This is a genomic window from Clostridium sp. Marseille-P2415 (assembly GCF_900155545.1).
Classification (GTDB): Bacteria; Bacillota; Clostridia; order Lachnospirales; family Lachnospiraceae; genus Lacrimispora.
Genome location: NZ_LT732526.1, coordinates 1,282,443 through 1,309,254, shown reverse-complemented (window position 1 = coordinate 1,309,254; position 26,812 = coordinate 1,282,443). Strand labels below are relative to the sequence as shown.

General features: G+C 41.0%; 23 protein-coding genes and 3 pseudogenes. 18 read left to right on the top strand and 8 right to left on the bottom strand.

The genetic code is table 11. The features are described from left to right. Window positions 1-1,275: a nickel-dependent lactate racemase gene (gene larA, locus BQ9856_RS11000; protein WP_077611073.1), complete on the top strand. Its 1,275-nt coding sequence runs from the start codon at window positions 1-3 to the stop codon at window positions 1,273-1,275. 881 nt (window positions 1,276-2,156) lie between these two features. Here the strand turns inward: larA and BQ9856_RS10990 are convergent. After that, window positions 2,157-2,519, bottom strand: a complete 363-nt coding sequence (locus BQ9856_RS10990; protein ID WP_077611071.1) for a winged helix-turn-helix transcriptional regulator — start codon at window positions 2,517-2,519, stop codon at window positions 2,157-2,159. 380 nt (window positions 2,520-2,899) lie between these two features. Here BQ9856_RS10990 and BQ9856_RS10985 point away from each other — a divergent pair, with 380 nt between their 5' ends. From BQ9856_RS10985 to larC, 4 genes are all read left to right on the top strand, one after another. Then, window positions 2,900-4,570 (top strand): formate--tetrahydrofolate ligase, encoded by a 1,671-nt coding sequence (locus BQ9856_RS10985; protein ID WP_077611070.1) that lies wholly within the window; start codon window positions 2,900-2,902, stop codon window positions 4,568-4,570. 24 nt (window positions 4,571-4,594) lie between these two features. Next, window positions 4,595-4,720: a hypothetical protein gene (locus BQ9856_RS25455; RefSeq protein WP_268875590.1), complete on the top strand. Its 126-nt coding sequence runs from the start codon at window positions 4,595-4,597 to the stop codon at window positions 4,718-4,720. Between the two features lie 34 nt (window positions 4,721-4,754). Further along, window positions 4,755-6,542 (top strand): hypothetical protein, encoded by a 1,788-nt coding sequence (locus BQ9856_RS10975; protein WP_077611068.1) that lies wholly within the window; start codon window positions 4,755-4,757, stop codon window positions 6,540-6,542. Window positions 6,543-6,704: 162 nt separating this feature from the next. After that, window positions 6,705-7,214, top strand: coding sequence for a nickel insertion protein (gene larC / locus BQ9856_RS10970; RefSeq protein WP_077611067.1), 510 nt, complete (start codon window positions 6,705-6,707; stop codon window positions 7,212-7,214). A gap of 135 nt (window positions 7,215-7,349) precedes the next feature. Here larC and BQ9856_RS10965 read toward each other — a convergent pair. From BQ9856_RS10965 to BQ9856_RS10950, 4 genes and pseudogenes are all read right to left on the bottom strand, one after another. Then, window positions 7,350-7,550 (bottom strand): annotated as a pseudogene (locus tag BQ9856_RS10965) (PLP-dependent transferase); the annotation flags it as partial. Between the two features lie 56 nt (window positions 7,551-7,606). Next, the gene (locus tag BQ9856_RS10960; protein WP_077611066.1) at window positions 7,607-7,975 is read right to left on the bottom strand and encodes a TIGR03905 family TSCPD domain-containing protein; all 369 of its coding nucleotides are present in this window, start codon (window positions 7,973-7,975) and stop codon (window positions 7,607-7,609) included. A 77-nt stretch (window positions 7,976-8,052) separates the two neighbouring features. Then, window positions 8,053-8,277, bottom strand: a pseudogene (locus BQ9856_RS25190) (hypothetical protein); the annotation flags it as partial. Window positions 8,278-8,554: 277 nt separating this feature from the next. After that, window positions 8,555-12,442 (bottom strand): DUF5695 domain-containing protein, encoded by a 3,888-nt coding sequence (locus BQ9856_RS10950; protein ID WP_077611065.1) that lies wholly within the window; start codon window positions 12,440-12,442, stop codon window positions 8,555-8,557. A gap of 589 nt (window positions 12,443-13,031) precedes the next feature. On the opposite strand from BQ9856_RS10950, the gene BQ9856_RS10945 reads away from it, so the two are divergent. Beyond that, window positions 13,032-14,516 carry an NADP-dependent glyceraldehyde-3-phosphate dehydrogenase gene (locus tag BQ9856_RS10945; RefSeq protein WP_442855585.1) on the top strand — a complete coding sequence of 495 codons (1,485 nt, stop codon included), beginning with the start codon at window positions 13,032-13,034 and terminating at the stop codon, window positions 14,514-14,516. 12 nt (window positions 14,517-14,528) lie between these two features. Here BQ9856_RS10945 and proB read toward each other — a convergent pair whose 3' ends face one another. After that, the gene (gene proB / locus BQ9856_RS10940) at window positions 14,529-15,326 is read right to left on the bottom strand and encodes a glutamate 5-kinase (RefSeq protein WP_077611063.1); all 798 of its coding nucleotides are present in this window, start codon (window positions 15,324-15,326) and stop codon (window positions 14,529-14,531) included. A 128-nt stretch (window positions 15,327-15,454) separates the two neighbouring features. On the opposite strand from proB, the gene BQ9856_RS10935 reads away from it, so the two are divergent. Next, a complete protein-coding gene (locus BQ9856_RS10935; protein WP_077611062.1) occupies window positions 15,455-16,327 on the top strand; it encodes a LysR family transcriptional regulator in 873 nt (290 codons plus the stop codon). A gap of 166 nt (window positions 16,328-16,493) precedes the next feature. Here BQ9856_RS10935 and BQ9856_RS10930 read toward each other — a convergent pair whose 3' ends face one another. Beyond that, window positions 16,494-16,880 (bottom strand): pyridoxamine 5'-phosphate oxidase family protein, encoded by a 387-nt coding sequence (locus BQ9856_RS10930; protein WP_077611061.1) that lies wholly within the window; start codon window positions 16,878-16,880, stop codon window positions 16,494-16,496. Window positions 16,881-17,204: 324 nt separating this feature from the next. On the opposite strand from BQ9856_RS10930, the gene BQ9856_RS10925 reads away from it, so the two are divergent. The 3 genes and pseudogenes from BQ9856_RS10925 to BQ9856_RS10915 all read left to right on the top strand — a co-directional run bounded on the left by BQ9856_RS10925 (window position 17,205) and on the right by BQ9856_RS10915 (window position 18,803). After that, window positions 17,205-17,495: a hypothetical protein gene (locus BQ9856_RS10925; RefSeq protein WP_077611060.1), complete on the top strand. Its 291-nt coding sequence runs from the start codon at window positions 17,205-17,207 to the stop codon at window positions 17,493-17,495. A gap of 126 nt (window positions 17,496-17,621) precedes the next feature. After that, window positions 17,622-18,536 carry an EamA family transporter gene (locus BQ9856_RS10920; protein WP_077611059.1) on the top strand — a complete coding sequence of 305 codons (915 nt, stop codon included), beginning with the start codon at window positions 17,622-17,624 and terminating at the stop codon, window positions 18,534-18,536. Beyond that, window positions 18,518-18,803: pseudogene (locus tag BQ9856_RS10915) on the top strand (winged helix-turn-helix transcriptional regulator). The gene BQ9856_RS10920 and the pseudogene BQ9856_RS10915 overlap by 19 nt, the downstream one beginning before the upstream one ends. 122 nt (window positions 18,804-18,925) lie before the next feature. Here the strand turns inward: BQ9856_RS10915 and BQ9856_RS10910 are convergent. Beyond that, window positions 18,926-19,573: a helix-turn-helix domain-containing protein gene (locus tag BQ9856_RS10910; protein WP_235839190.1), complete on the bottom strand. Its 648-nt coding sequence runs from the start codon at window positions 19,571-19,573 to the stop codon at window positions 18,926-18,928. A gap of 291 nt (window positions 19,574-19,864) precedes the next feature. Between BQ9856_RS10910 and BQ9856_RS10905 the strand changes: the two genes are divergently transcribed. The 8 genes from BQ9856_RS10905 to BQ9856_RS10870 all read left to right on the top strand — a co-directional run bounded on the left by BQ9856_RS10905 (window position 19,865) and on the right by BQ9856_RS10870 (window position 26,806). After that, the gene (locus BQ9856_RS10905; protein ID WP_077611057.1) at window positions 19,865-21,085 is read left to right on the top strand and encodes a MalY/PatB family protein; all 1,221 of its coding nucleotides are present in this window, start codon (window positions 19,865-19,867) and stop codon (window positions 21,083-21,085) included. Between the two features lie 25 nt (window positions 21,086-21,110). Next, entirely contained in the window at window positions 21,111-22,457 is a 1,347-nt protein-coding gene (locus BQ9856_RS10900) for a Na+/H+ antiporter NhaC family protein (protein ID WP_077611056.1), read from the top strand. Window positions 22,458-22,498: 41 nt separating this feature from the next. Next, window positions 22,499-22,870: a Rid family detoxifying hydrolase gene (locus tag BQ9856_RS10895; RefSeq protein WP_077611055.1), complete on the top strand. Its 372-nt coding sequence runs from the start codon at window positions 22,499-22,501 to the stop codon at window positions 22,868-22,870. A 23-nt stretch (window positions 22,871-22,893) separates the two neighbouring features. Further along, the gene (locus tag BQ9856_RS10890) at window positions 22,894-23,151 is read left to right on the top strand and encodes a glutaredoxin (protein WP_077611054.1); all 258 of its coding nucleotides are present in this window, start codon (window positions 22,894-22,896) and stop codon (window positions 23,149-23,151) included. Between the two features lie 21 nt (window positions 23,152-23,172). Next, entirely contained in the window at window positions 23,173-24,357 is a 1,185-nt protein-coding gene (locus BQ9856_RS10885; protein ID WP_077611053.1) for a MalY/PatB family protein, read from the top strand. Between the two features lie 77 nt (window positions 24,358-24,434). Next, on the top strand, window positions 24,435-25,460 hold the full coding sequence (locus BQ9856_RS10880; RefSeq protein WP_077611052.1) for a branched-chain amino acid aminotransferase: 1,026 nt from the start codon (window positions 24,435-24,437) through the stop codon (window positions 25,458-25,460). Between the two features lie 160 nt (window positions 25,461-25,620). Next, window positions 25,621-25,983: a DUF134 domain-containing protein gene (locus tag BQ9856_RS10875; RefSeq protein ID WP_077611051.1), complete on the top strand. Its 363-nt coding sequence runs from the start codon at window positions 25,621-25,623 to the stop codon at window positions 25,981-25,983. Next, window positions 25,976-26,806, top strand: coding sequence for an Mrp/NBP35 family ATP-binding protein (locus BQ9856_RS10870; protein WP_077611050.1), 831 nt, complete (start codon window positions 25,976-25,978; stop codon window positions 26,804-26,806). The genes BQ9856_RS10875 and BQ9856_RS10870 overlap by 8 nt, the downstream gene beginning before the upstream one ends. The last annotated feature ends 6 nt before the right edge of the window (window positions 26,807-26,812 follow it).

Below are 26,812 nucleotides of genomic sequence, written 5' to 3'. Positions count from 1 at the left end.
ATGGCAAAAATTAAGATACCGTATTCAAAAAAGTTTTTAGAAATTGTCATTCCAGACCATAATCTGGCTGCAATATTAGAATCAAAAGCCCATGCTTTTATAGCAGAATGCAGTCAGGAGGAGATTGTAAATAAAGCATTGGATCATCCGATTGGAAGTCCTCATTTGGAAGAACTGGTAAGAGGTAAAAAAAACATGGTAATCATAACCAGTGACCACACTAGACCTGTACCAAGCAAAGTGACAATGCCAATACTTCTCCAAAGAATCAGAAAGGCAAATCCTGATATCGATATTAAAATATTAATAGCCACCGGTTTTCACAGGCCTACTTCCAGGGAAGAAATGATTCATAAATTTGGTCAGGAAATTGTAGATAATGAAGTGATCATCAATCATTTATCAGCGGATGAAAACAGTGTCGTAAGAGTAGGAAATCTTCCTTCCGGAGGGGAACTGTGGCTCAATAAGTCAGCTATGGAAACAGAATTATTGATTTCAGAAGGATTTATAGAACCCCATTTTTTTGCGGGATTTTCAGGGGGGAGAAAGAGCGTCCTTCCCGGAGTGGCATCGGCAAGAACAGTGATGGCCAACCATTGTTCCGAATTTATAGCAAGTGAGTACGCCAGGACGGGAGTTTTGAAAAACAATCCCATCCATATGGATATGCTTTACGCGGCCAGGCAGGCAAAGCTCGCTTTTATACTGAATGTTGTCATTGACAGTGAGAAGAAGATAATCAATGCTTTTGCAGGAGACAGCGAGCTGGCCCACGAAGAAGGATGTAAATTTGTTATGGAACTTGCATCAGTGAATGCAGTGAAAGCGGATATTGTCATATCGACAAATGGAGGATATCCTCTTGATCAGAATATCTATCAGTCCGTAAAAGGTATGACTGCAGCAGAAGCAGCCTGTAAGGAAGGCGGAGTCATCATCATGGTGTCTGCCTGCAATGACGGACATGGCGGCAAGTCCTTCTATGATCATATGGCAAATGCAGGCAGTCCAAGAGAAGTTATTGATCATGTTATGAAAACAGGAAGAAATGAAACAGTTCCAGATCAATGGGAATTTCAGATTCTTGCCCGCATACTCGATAAACATACTGTAATACTTGTTTCAGATATGTGTGACCCGGAGATGATAAAGAACATGCACATGCAGCATGCATATACATTTGAAGAAGCGCTGGAAAGAGCTTTTCAGATAAAAGGAAAGGAGGCTAAAATAACGGTGATACCAGATGGAGTGGCTGTTGTGGTGAAATAACTATGCTCAGCTTGCAACTCAGAAGGATATGAATAAGTTCTGATTTACATTGATAAGTTGCCGTTTCCTGCTATACTTGTAGCAGAAAGCGGCTTTTTAGTATGATATCAGACACTCATCAGAAGGAGGTCATTATATGATATACAGTAAAATTACAAAATTTATTGATATATTTTCAGAATAGTATGTTTCAGGAGAATGGATTACCGATAAACAAAACGATGGTACTCCAGAGCATCCAATTCAGATGCCCTATGTTGCTTATAATCGTGAAGTGGCGGATTTCCTTAAGGCAGTTTACTGCGCTGAATTAGGTAATGATACCCTTGAATGGCTTGGAGCGGAGCGGATTCTGATTGCGGATGATTTTAACAATGATTTATCATATTATCTGCCGGGTACAACGTTATATTTTTACATACTGGGGGAGCCACTGCACTGTTTGCCGAAAAAGAAATTCTCGGGGAACTCTATTAAAGAGTTTCGATAGAGGATGATGAGGGGCTGTGAACAGGGGAGAAGAGGAAAAAAGAACCATGCATAAGAGAGGTGTTGTTTACCTCTTTATGCATGGTTTTGAAATTTTAAACCCTGTAGCTGTTGACCGATACATCACTCTCAATTTCAGTGCCGTCTAACTCAGGCTTTTCCACCAGAGTCACATTTAAACCATTCTTAGCCGTATAGATAGCCGCCTACATATCCTCCGGGGACTCCACCGATTATGAGCAGGTCTGATAATGCACTTGCCACTATCGACTGACATGTCTATGTAATTATTGAAAAAAGGGTTCTATTATCTGGCAGGACAGTTATAATGGGTTCTTTCAGATCAGCATATGAGGCATTGGTTCCCGATTCAAGAATATAGGGTGAGTGCATTAATCCTCACTGCTGCACTGAATACAAAGATCACATTTTAGTGGAATTTTTTCAGCGTTAATCAGGTTAAATAATCCCCAGCGCCGGATTTCCTTGAAGACACTTAGAAGACTTTTCCCTAAATCTGTCAAGCGGTATTCAACATGAGGCGGAACTACCGGAAATACATGACGTTCAACTAATCCATCTTTTTCTAGCTCACGTAATTGTTGTGCCAAGACTTTTGCGCTTATATTGGGGATATTGCGGCAAAGCTCATTAAAGCGGGCATCTCTGCCTAATAATTCTTTAATTATTGATAACTTCCACTTACCGCTGATAAGTGAAAGTGTTGCATCAATTGGGCATCTGGGGGTACTCATAGTAAAACTCCTTTCAATTAATTCAATTGGTTACCAATATGTTAGCACATTACCTTAAAGTGCGTACTTTTATTAGAAGGTTAAATGCTTTATTATTTATTATAACACATTGATACTTAGCGTGCTGTCTTAATTGTTGTTATATTTTATAAAATTCAATGAGATGAAGATATGAGTTCTGTTCAGGAAGAAAATAATTAAAAGTGATTTCTATAAGAGGCAGTTAAGACAGCTTTTAATATTAAATTATCCGATATTCTGACTTGGCCGGTAGATCCGGTGAGTGTATCCGCAGCTATTAACATGGACTTAATACTGTTCGGTTACGAAAATAAGAGGGATAAAACTAACCCAATATTTTATTTGGAGGAGGAATTAGTGTGAAAACTGATGTACAAATCGCGCAAGAGGCCAAAATGCTTCCAATAACCGAGATTGCCCAAAAGCTTGGTATTCAGGAAAACGAATTGGAACTCTATGGCAGGTATAAGGCTAAGGTATCCCTGGATGTTCTGACAAGGCTGAAAGATAAGCCGGATGCAAAGCTGGTTCTTGTTACAGCGATTAGCCCAACACCGGCAGGTGAAGGAAAGACAACAACAAATGTCGGCCTTTCCATGGGATTGAATAAAATCGGGAAAAAAACTATCACAGCTTTGCGAGAGCCCTCTCTTGGACCATGCTTTGGCGGGAAAGGAGGGGCTGCGGGAAGAGGCTATGCCCAGGTTGTTCCAATTGATGATATTAATCTGCACTTTACCGGCGATTTTCATGCAATAACCTCAGCACATAATCTGCTTGCCGCAATGTTGGACAATCATTTACATCAAGGGAATGCCCTTAATATCGATCCTAAGAAGGTTGTCTGGAAAAGAGTTCTGGATATGAACGACAGGTCGTTGAGGAATATTATTGTTGGCTTAGGCGGAAATGGAGATGGATTTGTACGTCAGGCGGGTTTTGATATTACGGCAGCTTCCGAGATCATGGCAATTCTCTGCCTTTCAACCTCTTTGGCAGATATGAAGGACAGGCTCTCTAAAATGGTTGTAGCATATAACACCACGGGAGAAGTGATTACAGCAGAAGACTTAAAAGCAACGGGGGCCATGACACTTCTTTTAAAAGATGCTATCAAGCCGAATCTGGTTCAGACCATTGAAAATACTCCTGCATTTATTCATGGAGGTTCTTTTGCCAATATAGCCCATGGCTGTAATTCCGTTATGGCAACAAAGGTAGCACTCAAGCTTGCGGATTATGTTATTACAGAAGCAGGCTTCGGGGCAGATTTGGGAGCGGAAAAGTTCTTTGATATCAAGTGCCGGTTTGCAGGCCTTAATCCGGATGCCGTTGTTATTGTGGCAACAGTAAGAGCACTTAAAATGCATGGCGGCTTACAGAAGAATGAGCTGAGCGGTGAAAATCTTGATGCCCTTGGCAAAGGTATCTCTAATCTTGAAAGGCATTTGGAAAATCTGGCTAAGTTTGGAGTACCGGCAGTAGTGGCAATTAACAGATTTCCGGCGGATACAGAGGCGGAGCTAGACTTACTAAGGAAAAAATGTGCTGAAAAAGGTGCTGAAGTAGGTCTTTCAGAGGTGTTTACAAAAGGAGGGGACGGTGGAATTGATCTGGCTGAAAAGGTTGTCCAGATTTGCGAGACAAAGAAGTCAAATTATAAACCGCTTTATGCTGTGGAAGGAACCATTGAGGAAAAAATATCAACGATTGCCAGAGAAATATATCATGCTGCCGGCGTGAATTTTACTCTAAATGCAAAAAAACAAATGGAAGATATTGAAAAACATGGTTTGGATAAAATGCCTATCTGTATAGCAAAGACTCAATATTCTTTCTCGGACAATGCGGCACTTTTAGGTGCACCCAGTGGATTCAAGATTACGGTTAGGGAAGTGAAAGTCTCTGCCGGAGCAGGTTTTATTGTAGCCATTACAGGTGAAATCATGACAATGCCCGGACTTCCAAAGATTCCCGCGGCTTGTGGTATGGATATTACAGAAACTGGTGAAATATTAGGATTATCATAAATTTCGACTTATGAGGAGGTTAGTTTGCATAATAATGTGGTCTTCGATAAAGCCAAGGCAATTACGCCGGCTGCAGGAGGGGTAGGAGTGATTACGACAACAATACTCTTAAGCCATGTGGTTGGAGCTTGTGAAACATTAATGCAGTAAACCTAATAATTTTATTTTATGGAGGAGAATTATAATGAACACAATGGACTCAAAGAACAAAAGTAAGATAATCTCAGTGGCTGGACTGGCATGTGTATCCAATATTTCAAATTTAACAAATGACAGAATTGAAGCGCTGGCCGGAGGTCATGGCATGGTTAATATAGCGATACATACTGTTGTAAATGTCATTACAGAAGAACTGCTCAGAGGAAGCAGACTGTCAATTGAATTTGCCGATGCCCGGAGATTGCCGGTTGACGACATTATGGAAAAAGCCATTCAGGTGGCAAAAAAATCAGGCGCTGATGGGGCAAATGCTGCATTAATCGTGGCGTGCATTATGTATTTAGCAGGCTCTAAGGCACAGGTCGGGATACCGGCGGGAAACAGAAAGCTGGGTGCTACTGCGCGAATGCTGGCAGGCGTTGACCGGTGTGGTGTTGCTGCTGTTCCAACTGCAAAAATGAATAATAAAATTTCAGGATTTCCGGCAGTTATGGCAATTTATCAGGCAATGATGGAAGGCAAGCTGACATCAATTGATGGAAGAAAGATACCGGTCAATGTGTCCGGAAGCCCAGTCTATGGTCATAGTGCATTGGGAGAAGACAATGTCTGGCCGGAGATGGCTGAAAATGGTGCACGTATCGGGACACAGGCAATGCTTGATGCTATGGCAGGTGCTGCGATTCGTCCCCATCCCTTTACTGCAGCTGTTTTAGGCGCCGCAGCGATTCTTGAAATAATCCATCCCGATGCTGAAATACCAGAAGAACTGGGAACGTATGGCCGTACCAGTTCTGCTTATTTAGCTGGTAAGACTGCAGCCCAAACTGCCGGACTTCCTGAAAAGCTGCATATTAAAATCACAGGGGAAGAGTATGACACTGCAAAGGTCGTGGGAGATGTTGGCTTAATTCTTAAAGATATCGGCGGACCGTCAGTCATTGGCATGATGGCATTTGATGAAATTTTTGCTGTTTTTGCTGAAACCATATCAGGCTTTTCTACAGCTGCCTTCAATGCGCCGCTGGGACATATTGGAGGGTTTGCAGTCGTAGGAATGAAAACATTGGTTGCCAATAACGGCGATACAGAAAAAGCAGCGAAGATGATTGCGGAAGACAGGGCTGCCACTTCATTCAGTCCGGAGGTGGCATTACTGAGCATTAACTTAATAGCAAGAAAAGCCGCTGAGCTTCATAATGGTGTTGTTACCCGTATGCTGATCAATGCCACTGATCCTGCAAGAGCAAAATCGTTATATTCCCGTGCGGAATTTACCTTTGATCAATTATCGGCTGGCAAAACTCTGGCGGAAGTGGTTCGTGCTTTGGATGACGAGCGTGTGGCATATATTGAAAAACATTCCAGTATTATTCTTTCCGGCATGGAGGGGGAGGAGGTTAAAATTAAGATACTGAAAATTGGTAACGGAGCGAGGAGAAGCTCCAAGCTGGCCCAAAAGTATCTGGCCTTTGATATGTTGATTGATATAAGTGTAACAGTTGGAGATAAAACTGCGGTAATGAATGGTTTTGCCCATGATCTGCTCCCGAAAATCTGCAGAGGAGAACGGGATGACATAGCCTGGGCAGCTCCGTTGGCAGGGGCAGTAGCGGGCGAAATTGCATTGGTAGCTTGCAGTATTCTGAACATAGTCGTGCCTGTTGCAGCAGCTACTGCGATGAAACTGTATACGCCTGAAGATGCGGCTGCAATTGCAGAGAAATCTGCTTATCTGACTGCGGCAATACCTGGTGGTAAAGCGGCGGCAACAAGGGTCGGAAAATTAGCATTAGAAATGATTTCGGATTAAATATCAGTTTGTTTTTCTGATTACGAATGCCATGTTCAAGGGAGGTAACGGTATTAAATAATGCTGTTACCTCGGCTTGATAAAAACATTATATTTTGGTTGCTTTTCCGGAGAAACTCAAATGGTACGAAGATAAATCAATAATTTGAAGGAGTTTTGTACATGAATATTTTTACCAAAAAAGGTCTGGTATTTATGGTTCAGGTCGATCATTTGTCAGGAGAAAATCTGGGACAGGTCATTCAATATTTATATGATTCCGGTGCCTCGAATGTTCAAATTATCCCCACCATAACAAAGAAAAACCGTCCGGCACATTTATTCTTCATTGATTGCAGAAGTGAATATGCGGATAAAATTGAGGAGATCATTGCAAGAGAATTGACATCCGGAGGCTGGCACCGAATTGATACTGTTCATAGGCATTTATGTACAGACTTAATTAAGCATTCAGTTACCGTGAAGTCTGATTCTGACAGTTTTGATTTTATGATAGAAGGGAAAAAAATAGGAGATGACAGATCAAACATTCGTCCGGAACATCAAAATTGTATGGATTTGAAGGATGAAGTTTTTCAGAAGTTTGGAATACATATTTCATTGAGTGAAGCAAATTTTAAGATTTCGGAGGTACTTAACGGTACGGATAAAAGAGAAATTATAATCTGTTGATTCGTGGCATGGTTAAATTCTAAATGATCATACTGCCAAAAACAGAGTTATTTATGGAGGTATTTGCATGTGGGTAAGTATTTGGGGACAAAGGGGTCCAGGGCCTCAAGGGAACAGTTTGAACTGGTGAGGATCGGCAATTTTCCGTTCTACTGCCATCACCGTCGGGTTTCCAAACCGTGAGTAAATCAGACTCTTCATAGGATCGTCAAAAACTGCAGCGACCTCTTCCGTTGATTCATATACATAAGTTGTACTCTGAACAATTGGCATAACACGTGGTTCTGCATTTTGCGGATTATATCCTGCGTGTAAGCACTTTGTTTCATCTCTCATAAATTTTATTCTCCTATATTGTCAAATTTGATTCAATGCCTTTCAGATGTGTTGCATTACATATTATGATCGGCAGCATTTTTACGCAGGGTTTGAATTTGTCCAAGTGCCTGCGCAAGCTGATCCCCGCAAGAGGTTCCATTCCTGCAAGTAATGCCTTTTACCTTGGCGATCACATCATCGATCTTCAGTCCTGTTACAAGTTCTCCTATGGCTGCAAGTCCCCCGGGACACCCGCCGTTAAACCGGACACGGCTCACTAAATCGCCATTCACTTCAATCAAAATCTCTTTGGAGCAGGTACCATAAGTGACATATTGGTAAGCCTCGCCGATGCCGTTACTGTCAATCTTCTGAAGAGCGCTGACATCTTTTTGCCGGAGGTTAGCAGTGGCCGCGGTAACAAATCTTTCTAATTTATTCATAACAGCAATCCCCTCAAAGTAGTGAGAAAAGCCGGAGAGCGCTACTTCCCCGGCTTTTTTATTTATCTGCTTTTTACTTAGGCAACAGTGTAGATTTTGACGTCAGGATCGGCAGCCCACAATGGCTTCAGGCTAACAAAGACATCGTTTTTAAACATATCGGTATTCAGATACGCCTGGGCATCTTCAACGCTGTCAAAGCCATGCAGTACCTGTACGTCTTCGTCGCGGATCAGCAGTTCCTTGGATACGGCCCCCTTAATCCGGGATAGGAAAGGGCTGCGATAATCGCTGTATACCTTTTAATCGTCTATGGTTTACTTGTACCATGTTTAGACTATAACAAAGGCACTTAGAAGAGTAAATATACTATGAAATTTATTGGTCACTAATCAATTTCATAGTTTGAGATGAAAGCAATTCATTAATACATAGCGGATATAAAATTTATTAGTTCCAAATAAATTTCATAATATATAAGAAAAAGCAGTCCTTGCAGGAAGAGAATTAAGAAAGACCGCCGGCCGGCGGTCTTTCTTAAGAGGTAAAAGATATAGAATCTGCGGGATATGATATCCTTTAATTCCAGGGCTTTGGCAGTTTATAATCGCCATAAAGTGTTGAAAGGATGTGATACATCTCAGGGTCGTATTCTTTAAGCTGCTCGCGGTCCGATTTGCCCGATGCATTCGGTACATTCAGATCCGTCGGGTTGGCATTGAACCACCTGCAGGATTGACCCGTAAAATATTCGTGATAATTGCTGCGGTCATAGTCCGATTCCGTGTATTTATTTGCTTCCATAGCATGGTTGTAGGCAGTGACGATAGCATTGTAGGTAGCCGTGTCAGCTCCGGCAAGGCCTGCATCTCCGATTCCGTATGTCAGCAGCGTATGAGCAAATTCATGGACAAGACCACAGAAGTTCTGACGCCAGGTATCATCGGAAGGAACGATGCAGTCCTCCTCCAGTACGGTTGTGGGATTGCCGCCACCGCCTCTTCTTGGCCATGACGGATCGCTGCTATCGGACCAGGAAGGATGCATGTCATTGGTTTCATTTAAACCTATAATTATGGCATACACCTGGTTGTCCAGCATTTTTTGCAGGACAGCAGGCTTATCCGTCTTAATTTTTTTCAACTGGGCATCCAGTATATCATAGGCATTGAGCAATGCCTGATCCGGTACTGCCGAAGTTGAACAGATAGGAATTCCGTTTATCATAACGCATTTTTTGTAGAATGAATGGATCCAGCTTGGAGGCGCTGCCACCTCCGGTTTGGAATTGTTCCCATAGAGTGAACGAATTTCCGAAGGACTTAATGCTCTGCTGTAGATCCGGAAGTCATCAACCGAACCGTTCAGATAGGGGTCGGACCATTGGGATTTTCCGATATAATTCTGGTTCGTGCTGCCAAGGCTTGATGGTGTTAAAGTCATATTTGCATTGCTTGCTGCCGCGGACCCGTCAATATACAGTGTACCGGTAGTGCCTGAGAGTGTTACAGCTGCATGATGCCATGTTCCTGTCGGAAAGGCAGAGGTTCCGTCTATGGTCAGTTCTAAACCATTTCCGCCTGTAGTGATGGCAAATCTTGGATATGAGCCGGCGTTAAGTGTCAGGAACATATATTTATCCGTTCCGGTACCGAAATCGAAGACTCTTGTCCAGGTGTCTGTTTTACGGGCACTTACCCAGGCGGAAATTGTGAAATCGTTCAAATTGCTTACGATGCCTTCAGGCAGGCTTACATATCCGCCTGAGCCGTCAAGCATCAGTGCCTGACCTGACATTCCTTTCGCATAGGAGGCAGACCCATTTAACATTGCCGTCTTGTTATTTCCGGATGAATCTTCGGCTGTGTTGTCGAAGGTATACTTTGCTACAACCTCCGGAAGGGCACTTCCCTTTGTTATCCTGATATTGTAGGTTTCATGAGTGCCGATGTCCAGATTGATTGCCGTTTTTGAGTTCGCAACGGCTGTGAAACCGGATACCACTGTTTTATCGACAAGTACATCATAGCTTCCCGGCGCAAGACCGTATATAGAAAGAGTTGTTGTGTGTGCAGCTGCTGTATACTGGTTTTTCAGTGTCAGTTCTATATAATTTTTGGCGGCCGCCACAGTTGCTGAAGTATATTGATCTCTGTCCAATTCCATATAAAGCTTTTCCGTGATCAGATTAAGCTTCTTGTTGATGCCGTCTTTCGGGGTGATAACATAGCTTTCGCCATTTTTATCAGCGTTGCAGCCATATCCGTAAAGCCCGAAGATCGGGTCGACGGATACATCCGCGCTGAGGATCCGTATTGCACCCCATAATCCCAGATCAGCTTCTCCGGACATCTGTCTCCAGCCGTTATGGAGTTTTCCGCTTTCCGCAGATCCTTCATAGTAATTGCCCCTGGAAGCCTGGTAGGTCCATGCGACTGTTCCGATATTTGCCGGGTCGGAATCAATTTGCCCGGAGTTGATGCAGTTGAGATTTGCTATCTTTGCGGCATAGGCCATCCGCTCATCCTCTTCCGGAACCGATGAATAGTATCTGGTCCAGTCATCCATACAATAGCCGATCAGAGCAGCGGAATATTGGAACTGCCACCAGCCGGAGCCGCATATGGATGTCGGATCGGCGTAGTAGTACCATAGAGGCTGGCTTCCGCGGCTTGCCCTTGTTTTCTCATTAATTTTACTCATCATGGTTTTGTTATTGTTCATTTTTGCAACCATATATCCGGATTCTTCCCCGGTATTATCGTAAATGTATTCGGAACCATATGGATAGGCCTGACTTCTGTAGTCGTTATACTTATTGGAACAATCATTGACCAGCGTATTGGCTTCGGTATGATAGCCTTCCTTTTTTAGAGCTGAGATGATCTCCGGAACGGAAGATTCGCCCATGAGTCCTGTTCCCGTGCTCATTGCCATACCATTATGCATGACGTGATATGCCCTGAGCAAATATGTAGTTGCCGGATTTTTATAAGATATGAAAGAAGGATAAAAACGTACGATCTTATACATGCCATAATAGGTATTTGCTACATGGGGATAAGCAAAGGCACGGTAAAGGTCATCGGTATAATGAGGGGTATTCAGCCAGTCATGGACCTGATAGGTAGACTGAACCATTACATTGTTCCATACACAGTATTCAAGATAATTATCCAGTGCAGTGATCTCCGCTGCGACGGGAGACTGGGCATTCTTTTCAGCCAGGAACTGGGCATGGGTCAACCCCCAGTCATCTCCCCAGCCCATATAGCCGCTAAAGTTATTTCTTTTGGATTTTGTATCCATCATCCAATCGTCGAATACATATGCACGGATATCTCCGGTCGCACCCCACTGGGTATTGTTTACCATGAAGGTTGCATGTCTTTGAAGCGCGGAATCAATCGGTTCAATGGCATAGAACTGCAGTACCGTTTTTTCACCGGAGCCGTAATTGATTGTAATATTGTTTTGACCGAGATGGTTCATTTTCAGGGAGTAAATCTTGTGATCTGTATTTACCGTTCCCAGTGAGGTTATGGTTGTTTCCCCGGAGTACTGGGCTGTAACGGAGTTTATTTTTTGGGATGTATGAAGGTCAAATTTCGCATTTTGATTTGTTGGCACGATCATGCCAGGTACAACATTGACATCAATGTGCCCTTCGGCATAAAGCTTTTCCTTCATGGCTTTCTGATCAGCGGCTTTAAAGAGCTTAAAGGTGTAGGTTTTTGATTGGCCCGGTGCAAGAATCAGGCTGGTATTCGACAGGTAGCCGCGGTTCGTGCTTTTGATTACATTTGAATGGATATAGTATACCTGCAATCCATCCGGCCAGTTGTCATTTGATGCCCAGGAACTCCCATTATGCTCTGATTTCACCCATCTGTCCCTGTACTCCCAGCCTGCTCCGGTTGATGCATCGGGAATCATCAGGAGAAGAGGGCCTACTCCGCTGGGTCTTGTTACATATACATAAGAATTACTGTCTGCAATATTCGCATGATACAGAACTCTTTCTTCATATACGGTTCCGCCCGGCCATATTTCATTAAACGGCAGAGGCATTCCCAGATCTCCGATTTCAAGTGTTTGAGAGCTTGTATTGGTTAATTGGATCGACCATTGCAGGGAATCATCAACCAGGGAATAGGTTTCAATGACCTTGAAATTTTTTATGCCTTTTGTATCTGATGAGTTCTGATAAGTTACGGTTACTGAGTTTTTATTATTGCTCTGCGTCCTGACGTCGCCCGAAGATTGTGTAAGTGCGGTCTGCCAGGAACCTGATGAAAGCCTGTACTTGAACATGAGCTCTCCGAACCATTGGTGATCGCTGGTGTTAAGGTTTGGAGCATTGGATGAATTCAGAACATAATTCGTTGGATAAGTATCTCCCGTTAATTTCAGGGTTGAGATTTCACCGTTTGAGCCGACCTGTACATTAAAATAATCGTTATACATAAATACGCTCCTTTCTAAACTTTGATTAACATTAACATGACGATTTTAATTTCACCACCTTTCTTCTCTTTTCAAAATCTGCTTAGACGATATCACCCTCCTTTCATTGGGGTTAAGAATTATCAATAAGCCGCTGCCAGGTTCTTTTGTATATGTGGTATTTCATTGCATACAAATAAGACCTGTTTATGATCGTTGATATATAAGCTTGGCAGGACTTACGGCTGAAAACTGCGGTATAATATAATCTGTGGATTTATCTGATGTGTTTTCCTGATGAATTTGCCGATAGGATATTCCGGAACATGGAATTTATTATGCGGTTTTGCTTGCGGTCCGGACTGTATGATACTATATATATCATACATCTATATAAAAGTTTTACCAGTTAATACTTAAAATTCATGAAATATTTTGAATCCATAATTCCCTCTAAACCGATAAATCGATTGTTTAAATGCCATAAATATCTAAAAAATTACAATTTTAAGAGAACTGCAGGAAATCTTCTGAATGGAGCTGACAGATTATATTGCAATAATATTGGTATTTGATTCTTATATCTATGGTATATTATAAGCATATGAAAATTATGAAGGCATTGAAAGGAGAGAATAATATGTCTGGATTATGCAATAAAAAGCTTATTTATAGAAATTTAATCAATGGACAGTGGGTGGAATCAGCATCGGGGAATGTCATTACCATAACATCCCCTGTAGACGGTTCTCTTGTCGGTGAGATACAGGCAATCAGCAAAGAAGAGGTCAATGAAGTTGTCCGTTATTCTAAAGAAAGTCTCTCCTTGTGGACCGGTGTTCCGATATTTGAAAGGGCCAGAATATTATACAAAGCGGCAGAGCTTTTGGAGGAAAGAGCAGAAGAAATATCGGATATCCTGATGATGGAGATTGCAAAAGATAAGAAATCTTCCGTATCAGAAGTGAAGAGAACCGCAGATTTTCTACGGTTTACCGCAGATGTAGGAAAAAGTCTGGAAGGAATAGCAGTGAGCGGGGAGAATTTCCCAGGCGGTTCCCGCAATAAGATATCCTATGTAAAAAGAATTCCCCTTGGTACCGTATTAGCCATATCACCCTTTAATTACCCAATTAATTTATCAGCTTCCAAGATAGCACCGGCGCTGATCGGGGGCAATACGGTAATATTAAAACCGGCGACACAGGGGGCTGTCAGCGCCCTTCATCTTGTAAATGCATTACAGGATGCCGGATTGCCGGGGGGAGTGCTGCAGTCCGTTACCGGGAAAGGCAGTGAGATCGGAGACTATATTGTAACACATGAAAGCATTGACTTTATTAATTTTACAGGAAGTACGGAGGTAGGCAGGCATTTATCCCAGATATCCTGTATGACCCCTCTGTTACTGGAACTTGGCGGTAAGGATGCGGCTCTTGTACTGGAAGATGCCGATCTGGAATATGCGGCAAACAATATTGTTGAAGGTGCATTTTCTTATTCCGGCCAGCGTTGTACGGCGGTGAAGCGTATTATTACCACAGATAAAGTAGCGGACCGGTTAGTGGATATGCTGAAAACTGGAATTGAAAAGTTAGCGGTAGGAGATCCCAGAGATAATGTAGTTATTACTCCTTTGATCGATCGGAAAGCTGCTGATTTTGCCGAGTTTTTAATTCAGGATGCTATTGCTAAAGGTGCAGAACTTATTGTTGGAAATAAGAGAGAAGGAAATTTAGTCTATCCTACTTTGCTGGATAAAGTAACAGTGGATATGGAGATTGCATGGAAAGAACCGTTTTCACCAATTCTTCCAATTATTCGGGTAAAAAATATGGAGGAAGCGGTAGAGATAGCTAACCGCTCAGAATATGGCTTACAATCTTCCGTATTTACCAAAGATATCAATAAAGCTTTTCGCATTGCTGAAAAATTAGAAGTAGGAACCGTACAGATTAATAACAAAACAGAAAGAGGTCCGGACCATTTTCCGTTTTTGGGAGTAAAAGCCTCCGGTATGGGTACCCAGGGTGTAAAGTACTCCATAGAAGCAATGACAAGACCAAAAGCAATCACCATAAATTTAACAGAATAAATGGGAATGAATTTATTTCTTTCCAGAGAAAAGTGTACCGATACTGTGTCCCTTTATGATGTCATAGAGTGCATCCGGATTTTTTCCGTTTGTAATAATGGCATCAATACCCTGAGCAGTTACCAGTTCTGCTGCGTTCAGTTTGGTTTTCATTCCGCCGGTTCCGCGCCGGGACCCGGCGCCGCCGGCGAGCTTATGGACACTATGGTCAATACAGTCGATTTTGCTTATTAACATGGCATCCGGATAGAGCCGTGGGTCGTGATCATAGAATCCGTCAATATCTGAGAAAATCACCAGTTTGCTCGCCCGGCAAAGAATGGCAACAACAGCAGAAAGCATGTCATTATCGCTGAATAGCCGGTCTTCTGATTCTATTTCTGTATAGCTGACAGAGTCATTTTCATTTACGATGGGAATGACGCCAAGATCCAGCAGAGTATCAAAAGTATTTGTTAAATTTTCTTTCTTTTCTTCGTTTTCTATATCATCTGTGTTCAGAAGAATTTGAGCGATCGTTTTATCATAATCGCTGAAGAATTTATCATACAGGAACATTATGCTGCATTGTCCCACGGCTGCGGCTGCCTGCTTAAGGCGCATGCTGGAAGGGCGGTTTTTCATCTGCAGCTTGTTTGTGCCCACAGCAATTGCACCTGACGATACAAGTATAATTTCATAACCCATATTATGTATGTCGGAAAGGACACATGCCAGGCGGTCAAAAGAGTGCAAATTGTTCTTTCCTATTTCATTTGTTAATGTAGATGTCCCCACTTTTATTATCATTCGGTTTTGATAAAGGCTCATAATAACTCCAATCTGTATATATATTATTTCTTGTGTTAATTTCTGATTTAGTGTATCATAATTACAATTATCACAAAAGCAAATGTTTATCATGGTTTGCATGAGGAAATCAGATGGAAGGGTGAAAAATGGATACGAATTTACAGAAGTATTTAGCATTTATTAAGACAGTAGAATATGGGAGTTTTACGAAGACAGCGGAAATCCTTAATTATTCGCAATCAGGTATTAGTAGGATGATCCATGATCTTGAGAAAGAGTGGAAAGTAATATTGCTGGAACGGGGGAAAGCCGGAGTCCGGCTGACTTCCGACGGGTTAAAGCTTTTTCCCTTTGCACAAAGTGTTTGTTGTGAATATGAAAAACTTCTCACAAAAGTTGATGAGATAAATGGGCTGGAATCAGGCCTGATTCGAATTGGTACCATCACCAGTGTTGCAACTCACTGGCTCCCCAATATTATACGGGAATTTAAAAATAACTATCCGAATATTGATTATGAACTGTTGATGGGAAATTATTCAGAGGTTGAACAGTGGATTTTGGAAGGCAGGGTGGATTTTGGTTTCCTCCGCATGCCAGCCAATCATGAACTGGATACCGTTTTTCTGGAGCAGGATCCCCTGCTTGTGGTTATTCCTGATGATCACCCCTTGGCCGGGTGCGATCGTTTTCCGGTTAGCGCCTTATGCGATTTCCCTTTTCTTCTTTTGGGCGAAGGGATCAATGCAGATATTGCAGAAATCCTTCAGCAATGGGATATAAAACCGGATGTCAGACTGACGACTTGGGATGACTATGCAATCCTGGCGATGGTGGAAAGCGGATTGGGAATTAGTATTTTGCCAAAGCTTATCCTGCAGCGTAATTCATATCGGGTTACGGCTAAGCAGTTGGATGTACCGGCTTACAGGAAGATTTGCTTGGCTATGAGAGGAAAAAAGACAGCCTCTCTTGCTGTTAAGCGTTTTCTGGAATTTCTGCCATATAGAAACAGATAGCAGACCACGGAAAAGAAATTTACCTTCCAATTTGGAATGAAAAAATGTAACCAGTGTTGAAATGTCTTTTATAAGAAAGAAATGGCGGCTCTGGTTTTTCAAAGCCGCCGCTCGCATGGAGGGATAATCTTGTTAGAACGCAGCGATTTTACCCTGAAGAGATGATTTAAAGTTCCTTTTTATTATCTGAACCGGGAGTTGTAACAATGACCTTTTCCGGTGTGATAATTAATGCGCCCTTTGCAGTGACAGCCCCATTGAACATATCAGAAACCAGCTTCTTGAATGTGTCAACAATCGGTCCTTCCGTAATGTACTGTGCGGTACCCTTGATTTGGTAACCCTCCATTGTGGATGCATCGCTGGCAGAGACGGCAATTTTTCCATTTACCTTGATGTTGTTCAGGGTTGTTTCCAAGAATACATCACCCACCACCAACTTACCGTCATCAGTAACGTCTTTGAACGCTACAGGAACAGCATTTGGTTCTGTAGAATAAGTTGCCAGATACCACATTTGCTCTTTAAAAATCTTTTTTACATTTTCATTCATTTTGTTATCCTCCTATTGATATTTTTGATTGTTTTGTTGAGTTACGTTCTTGATTATAATGAAGAAACCTAATGATATAAATATATTTGCAAAATTATTAGTCACTAATAAATTTCATAGTTGTTTGTTTCATAATTTGTGTACAGCCGTCAAACGTTTCATGAACCGATTGGCGGTGAAACGCAGCTCAGTTGAAACATATACTTACATAATTATGAGTGACTCATAAATTTATAAGTATATGTTATTTTTAAAGATCTTTTCTTATAATTGATACAAGCTCAAAAAAATGAGCAATATATGAATGTTTAGGAGGAACAAACAGTGAAAGTAAAAGCATATCTTGAAATTACAATGAAAATTGAAAATGCCAATCGTCCGGCAGCAGCAAAGATTTATACAGATTATCGTGATCCTTTCCTTAACACAATTGAAGGCGCCCTGACAAAAGACCTGCTGATCCGCGATGAGGATGTTCAGGTTTTGCACGGATTCGACAGCATAGAGCACGCACAGGCATATCTGACAAGCGATTTATTCAAAAACGATGTATTTGTCGGCTTAAAGCCGCTATGGAGCGCGGATCCTGAGGTTAAGATTTACGGTTTAGCCTGAATCTGTTGCCTAAATTATGAAAAATTCTGTGCGGTTGGCAGCTGAGCAGAATTTTTTTGTATCTGCAATAGGATGGTTATGAAGCAAATGATGTGGATTGTTCATGGAGGAATAAAGATATAATTTATGAAAATATGGGATAGAATACTTGCTGTATTTGTTATAGTGCTGTGGGGCATCAATTTTACAGTAATTAAATTTGGAGTAAATGAAATGTCACCAATGTTATTGGTGGCATTCAGGTACGTATTTGCTGCACTGCCTGCGATCTTTTTTGTAAAACGGCCGGATACCAGTTGGAAATATATTGTCGCTTATGGAATGACCGTCGGAGTAGGACAATTTTCATGCCTTTTTTATGCAGAAAATATCGGGATGCCTGCCGGGATTGCATCGGTGGTATTGCAGTCACAGGCATTTTTTACGATTCTACTTGCAGGTGCGCTGTTTCAGGAAAAAATCAGAGCGGGTCAAATAGCAGGTCTTATCGTGGCTGGAGCAGGTCTTTTTTTCATAAGCGGCAATATTGGAACCCATGGCAGCGCGGCTATACCGGGAGTGGCATTTTTCCTGACGGTAATCGCCGCTCTTTTCTGGGGAATTTCCAATATTATCGTAAGGTATGCATCAAGAGAGGCAGAAGCACAGGGAAAGAATTTAAATATGTTCAGTATGGTTATATGGTCCAGCCTGGTTCCGCCGTTTCCGATGCTGGCAGCGGCTGTAATCATTGGTAAGCCTGTACTGGTTTGGCAACAGCTAAGTCATATCAACGCATCAGCCGCCTTTTCCATTTTATATCTGGCACTGCTTGCAACGCTGATTGGGTATGGTCTATGGAGTACATTGCTTGCAAAATACCCTGCGGGAAAAGTTGCTCCGCTGTCACTTCTTGTTCCGGTGGTTGGTCTTATTACAGCTCAGATAGTACTGAAAGAAAAACTTACTACAATACAATGGGTTGGAGGGCTTATCATTATTTTGGGTCTGTTGATATCGAATTTTTCGCACCGGTTACGAAAATGTATCAACCAAAGTTAGAAAAAGATATTCGTTGCCCTCTGGAATATGGATTGATAATATTCGGAGGGAAATGGAAATCACGAATTAATTGCCGATCAAATTGTTCAGAAGCAATCTTACGATGAAATTCCTCCAAAAGTGGAATATAGTCTTACGAATAAAGGAAAGTCTGTTGTCCCCATCTTACAAAGTATTTGTAAATGGGCTGGTGCATATCACAAAGAAGATGGTGAACATATTATTTCACAATGTCAAAGATGTGATTATAATTTTACAATCAGATGATCATTCGGAAATAGCTGAAAATAAAAATTATTAACAAAAAGGCCAGGATAAAACAAGAGCTTTCCTGTTTAAATAACGGTAAGCATTTCTTTCATATCCTGGCCTTCCGCCTCCTTGTTATTTTAGGTAGCAGATAACATATTATAAAGCTTTAGAAGACGTATATCTTCTCTTGAAATTTTCAACTGTTTTATAAGAGCTTCATCTTCTTTTAACGGTCTCTTTGAAAATAGCATTTTAACAGATATTGGCATCATTGGACGGGACGATATACCAAAGAAGAGCCCCCACTTTGTATCCGAATCGAGAAAGGAAGCCAGGATACTTGCTGTGACATGTTCCATTGGGGTGTCCTGATTTCTCATAAGTATGTTTGTAAGTGCATCATAGTGTTCAATGTAGCCCCAGTAAGTATTTTCGCAATTTTGGTAATTTTTATAATCTTTAAAATTCATATACATCATAATTTTATATTTGGAATCTTCTGATTCTGATAATACATCAAAAACACAGCGTATGATTTGATTCAGCCGGCCATCAAACAGGTAGGAGTAGAATTGAGAAACTCCATTAAAAAATGCCGGCTTTTTTCCATTGGTGGAAATAATAGTCCGTTCCGTGCCACTAGGCAACAATTGTTCCACATGAATTTTCAGTGCTTCTGCGATATCATATAAAGTCACGATGTCCAGTATGATATCACCTCTTTCATATTTCGATACACTTGCTTTGCTTTTGCATATAATCCCAGCCAGTTCTTCTATGGACATGTTTCTCATCCGGCGAAAAGTCCGTATTCGTTTTCCCATTTCGGTTGCTATTTCTGACATATTCCCTCCAAAAGTTTCTTTAAAATAGATTATTAGTCGAAAACTAAAGGTTTTGAGCTTTCTTGCATAAATTGTATCATATTAAGAACAAAAAATCTATTTAAAATAGAATTTAAGAACAAAAAATCTATTTATATGAAACTATAGATGCTTTGACTTAACAGAAAATTATTAGTAGAATTTACTTGCAACGTATAGTATGTACAAAAAAAGAGAGGAAGTAAAGAAAAAATGTACGATTTTGACGAAGTGATTGATAGAGTGAACACAAATGCCATGAACACAGATGGCTTTCGTGATTATATCTTTCATGCTGATGAAACGATGACTTTTCCCTATAAAGATGAAGAGTTTATCCGAATGTGGGTTGCTGATATGGAGTTTGCAACACCAGATGTTGTAATTGATGGAATCAGAGAGCGTCTGGACAAACGTATTTTTGGCTACACAAGAGTATTCTCAAGCGATTATTATCAGGCATTTTCTGCTTGGTGTAAGAAACGGTATGAATGGACTTTTGATAAGAAAGACCTGGTTATGTCAAATGGTATTATCCCTGCTTTATATGAGTTGGTTGAATATATATGTAAACCAGACGAAAAAGTCCTGTTTTTAACGCCATCCTATGCTTATTTTAAGTATGCAGCTGATTTTAATCATCGGGAAAGTGTTTGTTCCAATCTGACAAATCAGGATGGGTATTATACAATTGATTTCGAGGATTTTGAGAAGAAAGCGTCTGACGAAAAGACAACGTTATTTATCCTCTGCAATCCTCACAATCCTACCGGCCGTGTCTGGAAAGAGGCAGAATTAAAGAAAATGGCAGACATCATTGATAAATATAAACTTTGGGTTATTTCTGATGAAATCCATTGTGACTTGATTCGAATCGGGCAGAAGCATATTCCGCTTGGTAAAATTATGCCAGAGTATAAAAGATTGATTACCTGTATGGCGCCAAGTAAGACCTTCAACCTTGCCGGTCTCATGATATCCAATATCATCATACGCAATGATAAACTAAAGGATATTTGGTATAGCAGACATTATAATTTTGATAATCCATTAAGCATTGCTGCGGCTCAGGCGGCCTATGAAAGGGGAGAACACTGGCTTAATGAATTGCAAGTATACCTTGACAGGAATTTTAAAATAACAAAGGAATATTTTGCAGAACATTTGCCAAAGGCAAAATTTAGAATTTCTGAAGCAACTTATCTTGCATGGGTTGATTTAAGCGCCTATTTTGAAAAAGATGAAAATCTGCCTCTGTTTTTCGCATATAAAGCAGGAGTATTGTTGGAAGGAGGTAATATGTTTGTTCAAAACTCGGATTGTTTTATTCGACTGAATCTGGCTTGTCCTAAGGCAACATTAGAAAAAGGCTTGAACAGAATTAACGAAGCTGTTAACAAGAAGCATAATGAGAAATATATAACTGCTTCTTAAAATAAGAGAAACGGAGAGGTTTTATATGGATGAGACGAGGAGTAAGAGAAACTATAAGGGGTTAGCGTTTTTACCTATGCTTATTTTTCTGATTCTATATGTTGGGTGCGGTGTGTTTTTTACCATAAATGGAACAGAAGATCCCTTTGGGCAAATGCCAAGGTATGTAGCGGTTGTTATAGCAATTTGTGTTGCTTTTGTTTTTTTTGATAGTAAAACTTCATTTGATACAAAGGTCGGTGTTTATACAAAAGGTGCCGGCAGACACGGAGTGATGTTGTTAGGGCTGGTTGTTTTGCTGGCGGGTGGGTTTCAATCCGCAGCATCAGCAATTGGAGCAGAAAGTTCAGTTGTTAATATGGGAATTGATTTAATTCCGATAAATTTTCTTGTACCCGGAGTATTTATTATCTCCTGTATCATATCAACAAGTACAGGAACTTCAATGGGAACTCAAGTAGCCATTATTCCAGTTGCTGTTGCATTAGCGCGGGGAGCAGAGATAAATATTGCCATGGCTGGAGCCGCAGCAATTGCAGGAGCATATTTTGGTGATGCGATTTCCTTTATCTCAAGTACATTAATTTGTGCTGCGAATGGTGTTGATGCAAAAATAAAGGATATAGCCAAACTCAATATCTTAATTGCGCTTCCCGCTGTGATAATCACTATAGTACTTTATGCAGTGTTGAGTCGAGGTGCTGGTGATTCTGAAAAAATAATGACTGACAGTTACAATATTATCAATATTTTACCTTATGCAGTGGTTATCGCTGCTTCAATAAAAGGAATAAAAGTAATAATCACATTAATGCTTGGAATTTTGACCACGGGTATAATCGGAATATCCATGGGGACAGTATCTTTCTTTGAATGGACAAAAGCCATTGGTGCCGGAATGGAAAAAATGTTCTTTTTAGTGGTATTTTCCAGCTTAGTTTCTGGTTTAATACAACTAATTGAATATTATGGAGGAATTGACTGGCTGTTAGAAGCTCTGACGAATAAGATCAAAGGAGCGAAAGGCTGCGAATATTTAATTTCATTGGTCACAGGAGCTATATCTGGTGTAACATTAAACAATACGGTTGCAGTCATAATTACATCACCTATTGCAAAAGAGCTGGGCAAAAAATATAATATTTCAACGAAAAAAATTGCCAGCCTCATGACCGTTTTTTCCAGCGCAATACTGTCTTTAATTCCCTATGATAGCAGTATTTTACTAGCTCAGCAATATGGTAATGTGAGTTATTTGGAATTGATGAGGTATTCATATTATCCGATTATTGTCATGATAGTTGCTGTGCTGGTAATTCAACTAGGTCTTTTTAAGACGAAAGCGGTTGAAGTGAATCAGTTAGAATCCTAAATTTAGTTACAATATTATAACAAGGTACAGGAGGACTTATAATGAAAAGAATAAATACAACAAATGCTCCGGCTGCAATCGGTCCCTATTCCCAGGCTTATGTTCATGCCGGAGTGGTATATATATCGGGACAATTACCGGTAGATGTGAGAGACGGAAGCGTAAAAAGCACGCTGAAAGAACAGGCAAAGCAAAGCTGTGAAAATGTAGGGGCAATTCTTGAAGCAGCAGGGTCAAGCTATGAAAAAGTATTTAAGACTACTTGCTTCCTTGCAGATATGGGAGATTTTACTGCTTTTAATGAGGTATATGCAAGTTACTTTATTTCAAATCCGGCCAGGAGTTGTGTAGCAGTAAAAGCTCTTCCCAAGGGTGTTCTTTGCGAGATAGAAGCTGTTGCAGTTGTAGAATAAAGAGAGCTTATAGGAGACTGGAAATGAAAGTTAATGTAATTGGAAGCCATTTGTGTCCGGATACCATATATGCAATTTGCAAATTAAAAGAAAAAAAGGCTGAGATTGTTTTTTCAGATCTTTCTGCCAGTTTTCCTGCATTGCGGGATTATTTAGAGATTAGGGAGCATGATTCACTTTTTGAAAATGTGAAAAGAAATGGTGGTTTCGGAATTCCATTTTTTATACTTGAAGATGGTATGAGAACATTAAATTTAGATGAAGTGTTAAATAAACTATAAAGGTGAAGGAGAGGGGTTATCATGAATAAGCAGGAGTTTTTAAAAAATTACATCATTGATAGGCGCAATACAAATAGTTTGAAATGGGATGAACTGGATTCTCGTTTTGGTGATCCGGATTTAATATCCATGTGGATCGCAGACATGGAATTTAAAACTTGTGATGAAGTAATTGATGCCATGATTACCAGAATAAAGCATGGTGTATTTGGATATTCTTCTGTACCCGATGAATATTATAAAACATTTTCAAATTGGATGGAGCAGAGATATCATTTCCCGGTAAAGAAGGAGTGGGTCCGTTTTTCCACTGGTTGTGTAACGGCGATCGCATGGATGATACATGCATTTACAAAGCCATCGGATTCCTGCTTGATTCTAACGCCTGTTTATTATCCATTTCATAACGTAGTTACATATAACGGAAGAAATTTGGTAACGGTAGACTTGGATTATAATGATGGATACTTTACTATGAATTACGACGCAATTGAAAGGGCAATCGTAGACAATCAGGTAAAAATGTTTATACAATGTTCTCCGCATAATCCGGTCGGGAGAGTCTGGACGGAGCAGGAATTGGAGCGAATTTTGGCAATCTGCAGGAAGCATCATGTGTTAGTAGTAAGTGATGAAATTCATCAGGATATCACGTTGGGAGATAAAAAGTTTATACCATCTGCAGTAGTTGCCAATGGTGAATACCGGGATATGGTGATTACATTGTCATCACCATCAAAGACATTTAATCTGGCATCTTTGCTGCATTCTCATATTGTTATTACAGATGATAAATTGATGGAGACTTATGACGAGTTTGCTAAGGGCGTAAATCGCACAGAAATGAATGTTATGGGCCTTACAGCAACACAGGCGGCTTATTCTTGCAGAAGTGAATGGGTGGACAATGTTCTGGAAGTAATTCGGGATAATTACACCTATTTGAAGAAAGAACTCAACGAAAAGGTGCCAGAGATTACCGTTTGTTCTCTTGAAGGGACTTACCTTCTTTTCCTGGATATGCGAGGGTGTGTAAAGCCGGAAATGCTAAAAGAATTCATTCAGGAGAAATGTCACCTGGCAGCCGATTATGGAGACTGCTTTGGTAAAAATTTTGATGGCTTTGTCCGGTTGAATCTGGCAACAGATCCGAAATATGTTAGAGAAGCTGTGCAGAATATAATTGCTCAGGTTGAAAAACTATAGAATGACTCAGTGAAAACACAAAAGCATTGCAGCTGGATGTTGCAATGCTTTTGTAAACAATCGGAGGTTTCATGCGTATGGAAAAGAAGAATATTGATTGGAAGGATATCGGGTTTTCTTATATACAGACCGATAAGCGATATGTTTCAAATTATATAAATGGGGAATGGGATCAGGGAGAGCTTATATCAGACCCCAATGTGGTCATCAATGAGTGCGCCGGAATCCTGCAATATTGTCAGGAGGTCTTTGAAGGGTTAAAGGCATATACAACGGTAAATGGAGATATTGTTACATTTCGCCCGGATATGAATGCGGAACGTATGATGAATTCGGCAAAAGGGTTGGAAATGCCCCCATTTCCCCAAGAACGGTTTCTGGACGCGCTTGACCTGGTAGTGAAAGCAAACTCATCGTGGGTTCCTCCCTATGGAACGGGTGCAACACTTTATTTAAGGCCATATATGTTTGCATCCGGACCGGTAATAGGCGTAAAGCCATCCGATCAATACCAATTCCGGGTGCTTTGTACTCCGGTTGGTCCCTATTTTAAAGGCGGAGCAAAGCCGCTTACGCTATGCGTCAGTGAGTTTGACCGTGCGGCGCCCCACGGAACCGGACACTTGAAAGCGGGCTTAAACTATGCCATGAGCATTCATGCGTATGTAACCGCTCATCAGGCCGGATTTGATGAAAACATGTTTTTAGATTCCAAAACAAGAACATATGTGGAGGAAACCGGAGGTGCAAACTTTCTGTTTGTTACAAAGGATAATGAAATTGTAACACCTGAATCAGATTCCATACTGCCGTCCATTACCAGGCGTTCCATGTTACATGTTGCGGAACATTATCTTGGTTTGAAGGTGATTGAGAGGCCGGTGGCGATATCTGAACTGTCGGAATTTGCAGAATGCGGATTATGCGGAACAGCAGCAGTGATTTCTCCGGTAGGTAAAGTAGTCAATCAGGGGAAAGAGATTTGTTTTCCCTCTGGTATGGAGAAAATGGGTCCGGTCACTCAAAAGCTTTTCGACACACTGACCGGAATTCAACTCGGAACTGTTCAAGCTCCGGAAGGCTGGATTCGTAAAATGTGTTAAGTTAAGAATTCAGTAATGCAGAACTGTTTCATAAAAAGATAAACGCTGTCGTTTCCTGATTAAAAAGAATAAAAAGATTATTGACATATGCCAATAACCGTGCTATTCTTACTGAGTAAATGGCATATGCCAGTTACTTAACAAGAAAGGACGGTGAAAAATGCCCAGACCGAAAAAGTGGAGACGTGTCTGCTGCATGCCGGATAATCAGAGCTTTGGACCGTTGGACAATGAATCAAATGAGCGCAAAATTATCGTAATGACGGTAGATGAGTTTGAAGCAATAAGGCTGATTGATTTAGAAGGTCTTACGCAAGAGGAATGTGCAATTCGTATGGAAGTTGCCAGAACGACCGCTCAGGCAATTTATAACAGTGCCCGCGTTAAACTAGCCGAATGTCTCGTGAAAGGCATGGAGCTATCCATCAGCGGCGGCGATTATGTTCTCTGTAACGAAGGTCCATGCGGCTGCAGGCACTGTCATAAAAGAAGATATTATTCAGGAGATGAGAAAAATGAGTGAAAATTGTGATAACAATTGTTCCTCGTGTTCGAGTGATTGTTCTGAAAGAACACAGAAACAGACCAGCTTCATCGAGAAACCTAATGAACTTAGCCAGATAAAAAAAGTTATCGGTGTAGTAAGCGGAAAGGGTGGTGTAGGAAAATCACTGGTCACTTCCCTGCTGGCTGTTTTAGCCCAAAGGGATGGTTATAAAACAGCGATACTTGACGCCGATATTACCGGACCGTCTATTCCAAAACTATTCGGCCTTCATGAACGGGCTTCCGGCAACGAACTGGGATTATATCCAGTCAAAACCAAAACGGGAATATCGGTTATGTCGCTTAATCTGCTTATGGAAAATGAGACTGATCCGGTCGTGTGGCGTGGACCGGTTATTTCCGGAACAGTAAAACAGTTCTGGAAAGATGTCATCTGGGGGGATGTTGATTTTATGTTTATTGACATGCCGCCTGGGACAGGGGATGTACCATTAACTGTATTCCAGTCTATCCCGTTAGACGGAATTATGATCGTAACCTCACCACAGGAGCTTGTTGGCATGATTGTTGAGAAGGCCGTCAATATGGCTCGAAGAATGAACATTCCGGTACTTGGCTTAGTTGAAAATATGAGTTACATAGTTTGCCCGAACTGCGGAGAAAAACACCAAGTTTTTGGCGAAGGACATGCGGATACAATCGCTGAGAAATATCACATCAACACAGTATCGAAACTGCCAATCGATCCAAAGCTTGCAGCGGCATGTGACTCCGGGATGATTGAAATGTTTGAAGGAGATTGGCTTGATCATATGATACATATAATTGAAGGGAGGTAAAATGAT